13 protein-coding genes are annotated in these 14,357 nt (G+C 27.3%); 1 reads left to right on the top strand and 12 read right to left on the bottom strand.

Translation table 11 applies throughout. From position 1 onward, the window contains the following. Positions 1 to 127: 127 nt before the first annotated feature. From chvE to CNEONATNEC86_RS02900, 4 genes are all read right to left on the bottom strand, one after another. The gene (gene chvE, locus CNEONATNEC86_RS02920) at positions 128 to 1,228 is read right to left on the bottom strand and encodes a multiple monosaccharide ABC transporter substrate-binding protein (RefSeq protein WP_159115552.1); all 1,101 of its coding nucleotides are present in this window, start codon (positions 1,226 to 1,228) and stop codon (positions 128 to 130) included. Between the two features lie 284 nt (positions 1,229 to 1,512). Then, positions 1,513 to 2,058 carry a tRNA 5-(aminomethyl)-2-thiouridylate-methyltransferase MnmM gene (gene mnmM, locus CNEONATNEC86_RS02915; protein ID WP_159115551.1) on the bottom strand — a complete coding sequence of 182 codons (546 nt, stop codon included), beginning with the start codon at positions 2,056 to 2,058 and terminating at the stop codon, positions 1,513 to 1,515. Between the two features lie 449 nt (positions 2,059 to 2,507). Next, positions 2,508 to 3,536: a hemolysin family protein gene (locus CNEONATNEC86_RS02905; RefSeq protein WP_083498702.1), complete on the bottom strand. Its 1,029-nt coding sequence runs from the start codon at positions 3,534 to 3,536 to the stop codon at positions 2,508 to 2,510. A 103-nt stretch (positions 3,537 to 3,639) separates the two neighbouring features. After that, a complete protein-coding gene (locus CNEONATNEC86_RS02900; protein WP_058293738.1) occupies positions 3,640 to 4,566 on the bottom strand; it encodes a DMT family transporter in 927 nt (308 codons plus the stop codon). 254 nt (positions 4,567 to 4,820) lie between these two features. Between CNEONATNEC86_RS02900 and CNEONATNEC86_RS02895 the strand changes: the two genes are divergently transcribed. After that, positions 4,821 to 5,204: a CBS domain-containing protein gene (locus CNEONATNEC86_RS02895; protein WP_058293737.1), complete on the top strand. Its 384-nt coding sequence runs from the start codon at positions 4,821 to 4,823 to the stop codon at positions 5,202 to 5,204. Between the two features lie 64 nt (positions 5,205 to 5,268). Here the strand turns inward: CNEONATNEC86_RS02895 and glgB are convergent, their stop codons facing one another. The 8 genes from glgB to CNEONATNEC86_RS02855 form a co-directional block, all read right to left on the bottom strand. Next, on the bottom strand, positions 5,269 to 7,212 hold the full coding sequence (gene glgB, locus CNEONATNEC86_RS02890) for a 1,4-alpha-glucan branching protein GlgB (RefSeq protein WP_420920963.1): 1,944 nt from the start codon (positions 7,210 to 7,212) through the stop codon (positions 5,269 to 5,271). 179 nt (positions 7,213 to 7,391) lie between these two features. Next, positions 7,392 to 7,460, bottom strand: a complete 69-nt coding sequence (locus tag CNEONATNEC86_RS02885; protein ID WP_243145180.1) for a glycerate kinase — start codon at positions 7,458 to 7,460, stop codon at positions 7,392 to 7,394. Positions 7,461 to 7,594: 134 nt separating this feature from the next. Next, positions 7,595 to 7,894 carry a hypothetical protein gene (locus tag CNEONATNEC86_RS02880; protein WP_058293736.1) on the bottom strand — a complete coding sequence of 100 codons (300 nt, stop codon included), beginning with the start codon at positions 7,892 to 7,894 and terminating at the stop codon, positions 7,595 to 7,597. A 233-nt stretch (positions 7,895 to 8,127) separates the two neighbouring features. Then, on the bottom strand, positions 8,128 to 10,293 hold the full coding sequence (locus tag CNEONATNEC86_RS02875; protein WP_159135480.1) for a Tex family protein: 2,166 nt from the start codon (positions 10,291 to 10,293) through the stop codon (positions 8,128 to 8,130). Between the two features lie 399 nt (positions 10,294 to 10,692). Next, positions 10,693 to 11,532, bottom strand: coding sequence for a CPBP family intramembrane glutamic endopeptidase (locus CNEONATNEC86_RS02870; RefSeq protein WP_159135479.1), 840 nt, complete (start codon positions 11,530 to 11,532; stop codon positions 10,693 to 10,695). Positions 11,533 to 11,632: 100 nt separating this feature from the next. Next, positions 11,633 to 13,117: a sensor histidine kinase gene (locus tag CNEONATNEC86_RS02865; protein ID WP_058293733.1), complete on the bottom strand. Its 1,485-nt coding sequence runs from the start codon at positions 13,115 to 13,117 to the stop codon at positions 11,633 to 11,635. Next, on the bottom strand, positions 13,104 to 13,802 hold the full coding sequence (locus tag CNEONATNEC86_RS02860) for a response regulator transcription factor (RefSeq protein ID WP_159135478.1): 699 nt from the start codon (positions 13,800 to 13,802) through the stop codon (positions 13,104 to 13,106). Before CNEONATNEC86_RS02860 ends, CNEONATNEC86_RS02865 begins: the two co-directional genes overlap by 14 nt. Positions 13,803 to 14,080: 278 nt before the next feature. After that, positions 14,081 to 14,281, bottom strand: coding sequence for a hypothetical protein (locus CNEONATNEC86_RS02855; RefSeq protein WP_058293731.1), 201 nt, complete (start codon positions 14,279 to 14,281; stop codon positions 14,081 to 14,083). Positions 14,282 to 14,357: the final 76 nt, after the last annotated feature.

The following is a 14,357-nucleotide window of genomic DNA, read 5'->3' as shown; positions in this document are numbered from 1 at the left end:
CAGCATAATTAGTATTTGTCAATAGCTTAATAGTTCCCATGAATATTCTTTAAGTAAAATTATTCTTCTTTTCTTATAAATGGGTTATGCTTAGCATAAAAATACTTAAGCATAACCGCTAACATAATTACTTTAATTGATCTTCAGTATAATATCCTGAATCAATTAGTAAAGATTTATAATTACTGCCATCTACAAATTCTGGCTTTAATAAATATGAAGGTACTACATAAGTTCCATTATTATATGTTTCAGTATCATTTACTTCTGGTTCTTTTTGATTTGCAATAGAATCTACCATTTCTACAACTTTTTCTGATAATGCTCTTGTATCCTTAAACACTGACATTGATTGATCTCCAGCTACAATAGCTTTTACATTTGCTATATTAGCATCTTGTCCAGTAAGTATTGGCATTGGTTTATCTGCTGTTCCAAATCCAACAGATTTTAATGATGATTGTACTCCTAATGACACTGAATCATTTGAACATAATACTGCATCTAATTTATCGCTTGTATAATTAGCTGTAATTATATTATCCATTCTTGATTGTGCTTCTTTTTCATCCCAATTTGGAGTTGCACATTGTTCTCTTGTTGTTTGTCCTGATTTAACTACTAACTGACCGTTATCTATATATGGTTGAAGAATACTCATAGCACCACCATAAAAATAAACTACATTATTATCATCTAATGGACCTGTTGCGATTTCAATATTAAAAGGTCCAGCTCCATCTTTTAATCCTAATTTTTCTTCAATATATTCTCCTTGTATTACACCTACACTAAAATTATCAAATGTAGCATAATAGTTTACAGCATCTGTATTCATGATAAGTCTATCATATGCTATTACTTTTATTCCTTCAGCTTTTGCATCTTCTAATACCGATGATAATGCTCCACCATCAATGGATCCTACCACTAGTACTTTTGCTCCTTTCGTTATCATATTTTCTATTTGGTTTACTTGTGTTTCAACTTCATTTTCCGCAAATTGCAAGTCTACCTTATATCCTTTTGCTTTTAGTGATGCCTCCATATTTGCACCATCTTGATTCCATCTTTGCAATGATTTTGTAGGCATAGAAACTCCAACAATAATATCTTTTGACTCAACACCTTCGGCTTGTGGTTCACCATCACTATTTGCTCCTCCACATCCAATTAATGCTGTCATGACCAATGTTGCTGATAATACTAATGATATTATTTTTTTCATATTTCATCTCTCCTCTTTAAATAAAGTTAATTTTATCGCTCTTATTGATTACGTTTTCATTATATTAAAATTTATACATGCCTTCTACTCTAATATTCTTCAAAAGGAGTAATTTTCTAATCTAAGCTTTAATTATAATAATATTAAATAAGTAAAAGATGTAATAGTACACCTTTATTCATACAACATTACATCTTTTCTCATTTAATTTTTATAGTAACCATCTTTTTATAAATGCATGTTTCTCAAGTATGTTACCATAATATTATATTCAGTAGAGTAATTTACTTTTTCTCCACAACAATTAAAATAGGCGCTTCTTTACTTCTATTCAAAAACTCATGATACATGACCCCAAATTTTGATTTTGGAAGATCCTTAAGATATGGAATAATTACACTCTCTTCTTCTTTCCCTTCCCCATGTCCCCTATAAAGACAAATAGTCATTACTCCACCATGATTCAATAATTCTAGACCTTCAATAATACTATTTAAAGATGTTTCTGACATTGTTGTAATTTTCTTATTTCCACCTGGTAAGAAACCTAAATTGTACATAATGCAATCAACTGATTCTTCAGTTATATATCTCTTTAATAAGTGGTGAGAGCTGTTTATTACAATGACATTTTCATTTTTTCTTTCAGAATAGTTTTTACATGCTTCTTCTTGTATTTCAAATGAATATACCTTAGTGAATTTTTTTGAAAGAAAATCTGTATCATATCCATTTCCTAATGTAGCATCTATTGCTATATTTTTATTTTCTAAAAACTTATCTATTATATAATGAGAAATCTTACTTATATCTCCAACATATTTAAACATATGGCTATTCTCCATTCTTATTATATAGTAGTATTTATAATTAATAAAATACCCCATATAAATTATAACAATTTCTATAATATTCTCACCACAAATTAGTTATCCCCCAGAAAAATAGACTAAGTTTAAAACTCAGTCTATTTTTTATATTCTAACTATATAAATACTGTTTTTCCTTTATAATCAGATAATTTATGAGTATTACCATGCTGATCTGTTAAAGTAAAATCTATAGCATCTTGAAATTATTTATGACTTGAATTTGAATTATTTGATTCTTCTTCATCGCCTTTAACTGGTGCATTTTCTTATTTAACATCTTCTTCATAACTATTATCTAAAGATGAATCTATTTTACTACCTTGAGCTGCATTACTTAAGTATCCTGTAATATCATTTAGCCATCCAGTGAAAGTCATTATACCCATTACTATAATTCCTCCACCAATCTATTCATCAAATTCATCCTCAATATCCCCAACTAATTCTTCGATTATATCCTCCAATGTTAATAACCCACTAGTTCCACCATATTCATCAACTATTATTGCGAACTGCTCTCTCTTTTCTTTAAGCTCTTTAAATATATTTCTTATTTGCATTCTTTCAGTAAAATAACTTACCTTTCTTGTACAAGACTTCAAATCCAATTTGTTATCAGAAACTACATCCCTATAGATATCTCTGACATGAACAAATCCAATAACATTATCCTTTTCTTTATCTATTACAGGATATCTAGTAAATCCATTGTCTGTTATTATTTCTAATACTTCTTCCTGAGTTGAATCTATATCTATACAAACCATTTTTGTTCTATGTATCATTATCTCTTCTGCTCTGCGGTTTGAAAATTGAAATGCATTAGATAATAGCATCTGATCCCCACTATCTTCTATGCTTTGGTTTATCAGCATTTGTAATTCTCCTCGCGTATAAGTCTCATTTGCTTCATTAGCAGGCTCTATTCCAAATGGTTTTAAACATAGTTCTGTCAATTTATCAAAAGTCATAGTTATAGGATAAGTTAGTTTATGAAATAAAATTAACGATCCATCCAAAAGTAAATTACATTTTTCTGTTTCATATAATGCTATTGCTTTTGGAACAAGCTCACCAAATACAACTTCAAGTAATGTAATCAAGCTAAATGAAACTATGAAAGAAATACTCTGTTTAAGTGCCGCATTTGAAGTTATCATTTCTAGTAATGGATCTATAAGCTTAGATACAGTTGGTTCACCAAGCCATCCTAATAATAATCCAACTAAAGTTATTCCAAGCTGTGTTGATGATAGATATGAATTTATATTATCTTTAACAATCTTACATTTTTTTGCTCTTTTATTACCATCTTCTATTAATGTATCTATTTTAGATGATCTTATTTGAACTATTGCAAACTCTAAAGCCACAAAATAGGCATTAACTAAAATTAATATTAATATTATTACTATGTTTAAAAATTCAGATTCCATAATATTCTCCTTTATTATTTTTAAATTAGTATAACAAGTATATTATATCTCGTTTTTTATAATATGTAATTATTGTAATATCATTAATCAAATATGGCTAAACTTATTTTTTCACTTTATAAACTTGATAAATTCCTATACAAACTAATATTAAAGATATTAGAATTTTTATATCAAATATATTTTCTCCTAAGAATATTCCTGAAAGCAATGTTCCAAATACAGGCACTAAAAAATTAAATACAGAAATCATTCCTACTTTATTGAATTTTAATAATTGCGTCCAGATTACAAATGCTACAGATGATAATAAAGCCATATATATTAATAGAATTATAGATTTAAAATTAAATGAACTTAATTTACCACCAAAAACAGCCCCAAGAACAATTAATATAAGTCCACCTATAAATAATTGATATCCTGTTACTGTTGATGCATCCATTTTCTTTGTAATTTCTTTACTATATATTGCTCCTAATGCAAAAGTAATAGCAGCTATAACAATGAAGCCTTCACCCTTAAATGTAAAACCAACATTATTTACTCCACTTTTCCCATTTAAATTTACCAATACAACTCCTGAAAATCCAACTATGCAACCCAGTATTTTATTAAAATTAAGCTTATCATTTTTATATATAAAGTGAGCTAATATTATACTTACAAAAGTTCCTGTTCCATTTATTATAGATCCCCTAACTCCTGTTGTATATGACATTCCAACATAAAAAAATATGTATTGAATAGTAGTTTGAATAAGTCCTAAAGCTGCTATTTTTGAATATTGCTTTCTAGAAAAAGTAAATATATTTTTCTTTAATATAGTTTCGTATAAAAGTACAATGATTCCTGCCAAGGCAAATCTATAACCTGCAAATATCAACTTTGATGGAATATCATTTGAAGATATATTAAAAAGCTCATACCCTACTTTAATAGCTGGATATGCACTCCCCCATAAAAAACAACATATTGTTGCTAAAAAAACTATGTTTTTTCTATTTGTATAAAACTTTTCTTTATCCATTCCCACGTTCCTTTCTACAATTTATATTTATCATTTACTGTAAATAGACATATAAATATTACCACATATTTTATTAATTAAATTCATTTTACAACAATAAAATGATATCATATTATAAATTTAATCTTCTAGGTAAGCTATAGTTTATAGAATATCACTATAATTTATGTTAAATCTATTTTATATTGTTTAAATAAATCAAAATATACAATATTTATGATATACTATTACTATATAGATTTAGGAGGTTTAGTATGCTGATAAAAGATATAAGTAATTTACATTTCCATACTATTAATAAAAATATTTCTGTTGATGAAGCATTAAATTTAATGAATACTCTTAATGTAAACGGTATCCCGGTAGTAGATGACAATACTAAACTTGTAGGCATAGTTGTCAAGGCAGATGCATATAGATTTTTAACCAAGCCTGGACATTATGTTGACTATCCAGTTGAATTGATAATGACAAAAAGAGTTGTAACAGCTCAATATGATGATGATATTATCAATGTTGCAAAACGTTTAAGAGAACATAATATCATTGCGATGCCTGTTCTTAAAGGTGATACTGTTATAGGTATTATTACAATTGAAAACTTAATAGATTATTTTCTTAAATGTGAAGATTTCTAAAATTATACTGAAAAATACAGCTAACATTGAATAATTTTGATATTAGCTGTATTTTTCATGTTATTTACTTAAAAACAAATACTGCAACTCCATAAGCTGGCAAACTATACTTAATTGAATAAGAATATCCATCACAATCTTCTTTCACCGCTTTATAAACCCGTCTTCTTTTTTCTCCTTTTCCACCAAACTCTATATCATCACTATTTAAAATAAGTCTATATGTGTTTTCTTCTGGAACCCCAACCTTATAATCAGGTCTTTCAACTGGTGTAAAGTTTAAAACAAATAACAAACTATTTTGCATGCCTTCTGAATACCTTACAAAGCTAAAGATACTTCTATAATTATCATTAGCATTAATCCATTTGAACCCATTGGGATTTCTATCCAATTCATACATACATGAATACTTTTTATAGATTTTTAATAGAGCCTTTACAAAATTATTTATATGTCTATGATTTTCATCTGCTAATAGATACCAATCTAGTTCTCTCTCTTCGCTCCACTCTCTAAGTTGAGCAAAATCTTGTCCCATAAAAAGCAGCTTTTTTCCTGGATGGGCAAACATAAAGGCATATCCTACTTTTAGATTTTTAAATTTCTCTTCTAATTCCCCTGGCATTTTGTTAATCATAGAACATTTCAAATGAACTACTTCATCATGAGATAAAACTAGTATATATTCTTCGCTATGGTTATAACTCATAGAAAAAGTCATTTTATTATGATTATCTTTTCTAAAATACGGATCTAATTTCATGTATTCTAAGAAATCATGCATCCATCCCATATTCCATTTAAAAGTGAAATTTAATCCATCATTTTCTGCTGCATCAGTAACTCTAGGCCATGCTGTTGATTCTTCAGCAATCATCATAATTCCAGGATTACGTCTTATTGCTATTGTATTTAAATGCTTAAAGAATTCAATTGCTTCAAGATTCTGATTTCCACCATACTTATTAGGAATCCATTCTCCTCCGCATCTCCCATAATCCAGATACAACATTGAAGAAACAGCATCTACTCTAAGACCGTCTATGTGAAAATTTTCAATCCAAAATAAAGCATTGGCAATAAGGAAGTTTTTTACTTCTGGTTTCTCATAATCAAATACCTTAGTTCCCCAATCTGCATGTTCTCCTTTTCTTTTATCAGAATACTCATAGAGACATGTACCATCAAATTCTGCTAATCCATGTTCATCTTTAGGAAAATGTGCAGGAACCCAATCTAAAATTACACCTATATTATTTTTATGAAGATAATTTATGAGATACATAAAATCTTCAGGTGTTCCATATCTAGATGTTGGAGCATAATATCCAGTTACTTGATATCCCCATGAACCATCAAATGGATATTCAGCAATCCCCATAAGTTCAACATGAGTGTATCCCATATCTAATATATATTCTGTCAAAGAATGTGCAAATTCTTTATAATTATAAAATCCATCCTCATCTCTATTACGATGTTTTTTCCAAGATCCTATATGAACTTCGTAAATTGACATAGGTTTCTTTTTTAAATCTAGCTTTTGTCTTTTTTTCAACCATTGATTATCTGACCAATTAAAATTAGATATATCTGTTACTACTGAAGCATTCCCAGGACGTCTCTCTGAATAATTAGCATACGGATCGGACTTGTGCAATATTTCATCATTAAGTGTTTTAATTGCATACTTATATCTTTGTCCTATTAATGCACCTGGAATAAATAATTCAAATATTCCACTATCTCCAATTGGATTCATTTTATTATTCTCTATATCCCACCCGTTAAAATCCCCAATTACACTAATCTCTTGTGCATTTGGAGCCCAAACACTAAAACTTATCCCATCTTGATCATCTATCCTTTTGGGATGTGCTCCAAGCTTTTTATAAATCTCATAATGAATTCCACTTTTAAATAATCTTATATCGTTTTCTGTGATTACGTTACTTATTTCTTCATCATAAATTTCTCTTTTTTTTACTTTCCTCTCTTTTGTCAAACCCAATACCACCTTTTCTTATTCTCAATATAATTTTAACATTTTTTATTTAGTTATAAAATGTTATTTTCCAATATTATTCAGACTATAAAAAAACTACATTAGATATATTTTGTAGATTTGATATTTTAAATTATCTACTTCTAAACATCAAGCTTTATTTCATCATTATTTTTATCTCACATCCCCCCAAGAGCTTCTAACATACCAAATCCTGCATCATTAGTAGAACTGCCACCAAGACCTATTACAAAATTTCTAACTCCTTTATTAATTCAGCTTTTATCACTTCTCCAATTATTAACATTTATAATGATATAACAATTATATAACAAAAGGATCCAAATACATACAGTATTAAGACCCTCTTATAAAATATCACTTAATATTTGAATTTTATTGATATTTCTTTTATTTCGCCTTTTGAATTCTTTCTTATAACAAAATCTTTTATATCTTTAAATTCATTTTCTATCTGATAATTTAGCTCTGTTATTGTAGCTTTTGCATTTTTAGTTATTCCACCATCTTCAATTACTACAAATCTGGATTTTCTACATGTAATTTCATCTCTTTTATCATCGATAATAACATAATACTCTGTAGCTTCTTCAACAACTGAATATTCCTTATTTAGAGTTAAAGTAGAACAAAGATTGTTATCAATACATTTTACTTTCATATTTTATTTCCTCCTAAATCATACTTAGTTTAGAATTATCACGTTCTAAACCTCATCTTATTATTTATTATATACCAGTCTTATCTCTAGGTGTATAAAATAATCAATTTTTCTTTTATATCTTTAAAATTTATCATATTAATTGTAAATTATTTTCTTCGCCACGCTTCCATCTTACGCATAGCGACTCTTTTTATTTGCAAAAGTTCCGTATTGTGGCATAGCCACTCTTTTTATTTGTGTACGTCTTTCATAGTTAATGATATTCTTTTTCTTTTTTCATCTACTTCTAAAACAGCAACTTCTACTATATCGCCAACTTTAACAATATCGAGTGGATGTTTTACAAATCTATTTGCCATTTGGCTTTTATGAACTAATCCATCCTGATGAACTCCAATATCTACGAATGCACCAAAGTCTGAAACATTTCTTACTGTTCCTGATAAAACCATTCCTGGCTTTAAATCTTTCATCTCAATTATTCCAGTCTTAAGTATAGGCTTTGGCATTTCTTCTCTTGGATCTCTACCTGGTTTCTTTAATTCTTTTATTATATCTTTTAATGTCATTTCTCCAATTTCAAGCTCTTTGCTTAGTTTGCTTATTCCATAACATTCAGCCTTTTCATCTATATCACCTAACTTATTATTCTTAAGTGCTTCATTATCATATCCAAGGACACCTATTAATTTTTTAGCAGCATCATATGATTCTGGATGTACCGATGTATTATCAAGTGGTTCCTTACTCTCTGCAACTCTTAAGAATCCAGCACATTGTTCGTAAGCCTTTTGTCCTAATCTTTTAACCTTTAATAATTCTTTTCTTGAAGTAAAATGACCAGCTTCTTCTCTATAATCAACTATGTTTTTAGCTATAGCTGCATTAATTCCTGAAATATGTGTTAAAAGTGATGGTGTTGCAATATTTAAATCAACTCCAACAGTATTTACTGAATCCTCTACAACTCCTGCCAAAGACTCTTCAAGTTTTTTAGGAGTAACATCATGTTGATATTGTCCAACCCCAATTGCCTTTGGATCAATTTTAACTAATTCTGCAAGCGGATCCTGAAGTCTTCTTCCTATGGAAATAGCTCCTCTAACTGTAACATCTAAATCAGGATATTCTTTTGTAGCAAGTTCTGATGCTGAATAAACTGATGCTCCTGCTTCTGAAACAATAACATATGCAATTTCTTTTCCTGTCTCTTCTTTAATCTCGCTTATCATTTCTGCGATAACTTCTTCTGATTCTCTTGAGGCAGTTCCATTTCCAAGTGATATCACATCAACATTATATTTATAAATTAATTCTTTTAATTTTTTCTTTGTTCCTTCAATATCTTTCTTTGGAACTGTTGGATAAACTGCTGTATTTTCAAGGAACTTACCTGTTTCATCTAAAATCGCAATCTTACATCCTGTTCTAAATCCTGGGTCATATCCCATTACAACCTTACCCTTTATAGGTGCTTGCAATAATAGTGCCTTTAAATTTTCCTTAAATATCTTTATAGCACCTTCTTCACCAATATCAGTTAATTCACTTCTTATTTCTCTTTCAATTGATGGATATATTAATCTTTTTAATGAATCCTTAATTGCAAGCTTCAATTGTTCATCTAAAACTGCATTTCCTGTTAATATATTTTTTTCTAAATAATTTATTATCTTATCTTCATTTGCAGTTATCTTAACACTTAATATTTTTTCTTTTTCGCCTCTATTTATAGCTAATATTCTGTGGGGTGGTATTTTATTCACACCTTCTGAATATTCATAATACATTTCATAAGGTGTTGGTTCTTTTGAACTTCCTTTAGATTCTATATTGCCTTCTCTTATGACCATTTCTCTAATATATTTTCTATACTTTGCCTCATCAGAAATAGTTTCTGCAATTATATCCAAAGCACCTGATATAGCTTCTTCACTGCTTGCTACTCCTTTATCTTCACTTATATATTTAGAAGCTTCTTCATTTAAATCACCTTTAAATGAACTTTCCATAATTAATTCTGCTAAAGGTTTTAATCCTTTTTCAGCAGCAATTATAGCTTTAGTTCTCTTTTTAGGTTTATATGGTCTATATATATCTTCAACTTCTGTTAAAGTTACTGATTTATCTAAAGCAATAATTAATTCTTCAGTAAGTTTTCCTTGTTCTTCAATTAATCTCTTAACATCAGTTTTTCTTTCTTCTAAATTTCTTAAATAAGTAAGTCTTTCTGCAAGTTTTCTTAAAATTTCATCAGAAAGTCCACCTGTTGCTTCTTTTCTGTATCTTGAAATAAATGGTACTGTATTTCCACCATCCAAAAGTTCTATAACATTTTTTACTTGTGACAATTTTATTCCTAATTCTTCTGCTATTCTTTCTTCTATTAAATTCATACTTTCCTCCTAAGTCTAAAAAAGCTTTAATAATACAACTTCTCTACTATTAACAAATTATTGCCATTACTATTATTTAGTAATGGCAATAATTTAAAACATATATTCATATTATAATTTTTTTGGAATTTTTTATCAAGGAATATTTATATATATTTATCCTTTCATATTATTTATGGCTCAACACTAAAAGCTGTGCTTGACAATATGAAGCAAGATTTTTTTAGAATGTAATAAACTTGCATTGACATCTTAATTCTGTCAAGATTACATTTTGGTGTTAAGGCTTATTTATAATGGTATTTATCTTCGTTTCAAACAACTCATAAAATACCACTCCTTAGAAAAAAATATATTAATCATAAAAAAATCATGAGATTTGCTCATGATTTTTTATAACTATTCTACATAGATTTCTTTTACATATTTTTTATTTAATTTAATAAAATGAATTAACAATGCTACTCCTATACTTAAGATTATAACTCCGCTTATTCCATTAATAATAGCAATATCTTTTTGAATGCTAATTAAATTACCTGAGTAATCCGACACTTTGAAAAATATTGTAAGAGCTAATAAATTATTAATCAAATGTACAAATATAGGTATTAATATATTCTTATATTTAATATACAAAAAGCAATTAACCACTCCAAATCCTAAAGCACCTATCATTCCAGATCCTGCATTAAGAGATGCAAAAATTATTGATGATACAAAAAGCCCTACGTATACATTAAATTTTTCTGTAAATCTTTTTAATAACACATGCCTAAATATTAATTCTTCTGCTATTGGAGATATTCCAACTACAAAAATAAAACAAATAAAATAATCAAAATATCCATTTATAATTATAGCTGAACTAGAAAGAAACTCATCAGCCAAAGATGGACTTATCAAATAAATCGCTCCCATCATTACGTTGCTTCCACCAATAGATAATAAAATATTCATAATAATAACATATATAATTTCATGCATATCTATTTTTTTCTTAAAATCATCACTTAAAACAGCAATAGTTTTCTTTGATATATCCAATTTATAAAATAACATTATAGTAATTAAAACTTGATTAAATAAAACAATACTATTTATTGTACTATCATTAACTTCTACATTCATATTTTTTATAATAATAAATGTGAGAATTGTAGTAATTGCTAAAGAAATTAAATACATAAAAACTATTTGTCTAATTTTAACTTCCCTGAATACTTTATCTAATTCCAAAATTTTTCGCTTCCTTTCTATTCATTAAAAGGTTTTGCTATATAATAAAAATTATAACTTACAATAATTAATCTTCACTTATTACAATATTAAATTATACTTAATTATTTATAAGCGGCAATTTTATTTCAAACGTTGTCCCTTCCAAACTGTCAATAATTTTTACATCACCATAATGTTTGAGTATTACTTTTTTGGTTATAGATAAACCTAATCCAGTTCCTCCAGTTTTGGAATTTCTTGACTCATCAACTCTGACAAATGGATTAAATATTCTTTCCCAATATTCTCTTGGCATTATTTCTCCATTATCAGATAATAATATATAAAAATATTTTTCTTTAATTTCAGTTTTTACTATTATTTTATTTCCAATTTCATTATACTTTATTTTATTATCAAATATATTGTTTATAGCTCTTGTTAATTTTTCTTCGTCGGCTAATATAAATATTGGTCCTTCCATAATATCAAAATCATATTCAAATTCTTTATATTCAAACTCAGGTATATAATTTGCAATTAATGTTCTAATAAATTCACATACATCTATTTTAGCTAAATTTAATCTATAATTAATGTTATTATATAATGAAAATTCAAATAAATCATTGATTAATTTATTAGCTTTATGTGAATTTTTATTTATTATCTGTAAACATTCATTTTTTTCTTCTTCAGTTAATGTATTATTAATCATAGTTTCGCTATATCCTAAAATCGATGCCAATGGATTCTTTAAATCATGAGAAACATCTAATATGAGTTCTTCTCTCATTTTCTCTAATTCTTCTCTCTTATTTGTCTCATATTGTATTGTTTCTGCCATCTTATTAAATCCATTAGATAATTCAGCAAATTCATTTTTTCTTTCACTCTCAATTCTAACATCATACTCTCCATTAGATATGGCTATAACCCCTTTTAACAAAGTTTTTATGGGATTTACAAAAACTTTAGATGTAAGACCTGCTAGTAAATATACCATAAGTAATATAATAACTACATTAAAAAAACTTAGCATCTTTATAATTAAATTATGTGGTATTATTCTTGTTATTGCATTAGGCTTTGTTACCTCTGAATAAGGACATCCTATTATTACTACAGCAGTTTCTTCTTTTAAATACATACTATATATTGAATAATTTATATCTTTTCTCGTTTTAATTATTGAATTATTTAAATCTAAAAAAGCAGTTGAAGATCTTAAATCTGAATTTAACAATACTGAATTGTCTTCCTCAACTCCAAAAATCTTCATATATGTTGTTATATCCACCTGCTTAAACTCATCTATTACATTTCCTACAGAATAACTTATCTGATTTTGATTAGTTATTTTAACTAAAAAACCATTAATATGCTTTAAATCTTCTTCTGTAATGCTTCTATAATCTTCTATTAATTTTGATTCTAATTGTACAAAATATGAATTATACATTCTTTGTCCACATAAAACTTCATACATAATTAAAGAAAAGAATATAGATACAATAACTATTACCGTTATTAATATATATCCCAAAAAGTAAATAAAAAACAATTCGGTTGTAACACTTCTAGTTCTTTTAGCTGTTTTCATTGGTAGCTATCCTCTCAATTTTATATCCAATTCCCCTTATTGTTTTTATATATATTGGATTTTTAGGATCATCCTCTACCTTTTCTCTCAAATGACTCAAATGAACCATTATATTATTTGAATCTCCTATATACATCTCTTCCCATACATTCTCATATATTTGCTTTTTAGTAAATACTTTTCCTAAATTAGAAATTAATAATTTTAGTATTTTATATTCCTTAGGATTGAGATCTATTTTTTGTTCACCTTTATATACTTCAAATGTCTCTTCAAATAATTTTAATTCTCCTGTAGAGTATACCGTTTTCTTATTTTCAGTGTACTTATAGCATCTCCTTAAATTAGATTCTACTCTTGCACATAATTCAAGTGGACTTATTGGCTTGACTAAATAGTCGTCTGCTCCAAGTCCTAATGCTAATACTTTATCCGAGTCACTTCCCATTGCAGTTATGCATATTATGGGAATAGTTGATACCTCTCTGATTTTTTCTATTAATGTTAACCCATTAATCTTAGGCATCATTATATCTAATAGAACTAAATCTATACTTTCATTTTCAGAAATTTTTAGAGCTTCTTCACCATTTGCTGCTTCATAAACAACATAACCTTCTTTTTTCATATGAAGAGATATTAACTTTCTTATATCATCTTCATCTTCAGCAATTAAAATATTCATATCTTGCCTCCCCCACTCTCTTTTTCTACAAATATATTCTACCATAATATTTAAATTGTAGAAATTGAAAGTATTATAAATTAAAAGTATTTTCTATTTCTTTCTTGCCCTAAATTGAAACAAACTGTATAATTATTATGTAAATATTTTCCAGAGGTGATTGATATGATAAATAATGTAAGCAAGATATGTTCATTTCTTTTATTATTCCTCTTTGCAGTCTTAGGCTTAAATCAGTTTGAGATAATATCTTATTCAACGCAATTAGAATATATTTTTTATTTTTTATCGCTTTTACTAATAATGTTTTCTTCTGTAACTACACTACTAACAAATAAATCTGGCTTTTTCAAATTTATAAGTATAGCTATTATGGCATGTTTAGCTATAGGAGGGGTAGGTGCTATAATCAAAAATACTTTTAATATATTTCTATATGTATCTGCAATATTTACTGCTATATATTCATTAGTTGACATGTTTTATAAAGCAAATTAGTGAATATTCCTTCTAAGTTATTAATAAACTTTATTATGATAATTAGTAATTTAGGAG

The organism is Clostridium neonatale (assembly GCF_900465025.1).
In the GTDB taxonomy this organism is placed as follows: domain Bacteria; phylum Bacillota; class Clostridia; order Clostridiales; family Clostridiaceae; genus Clostridium; species Clostridium neonatale.
This window is presented reverse-complemented; position numbering and strand designations above follow the sequence as displayed.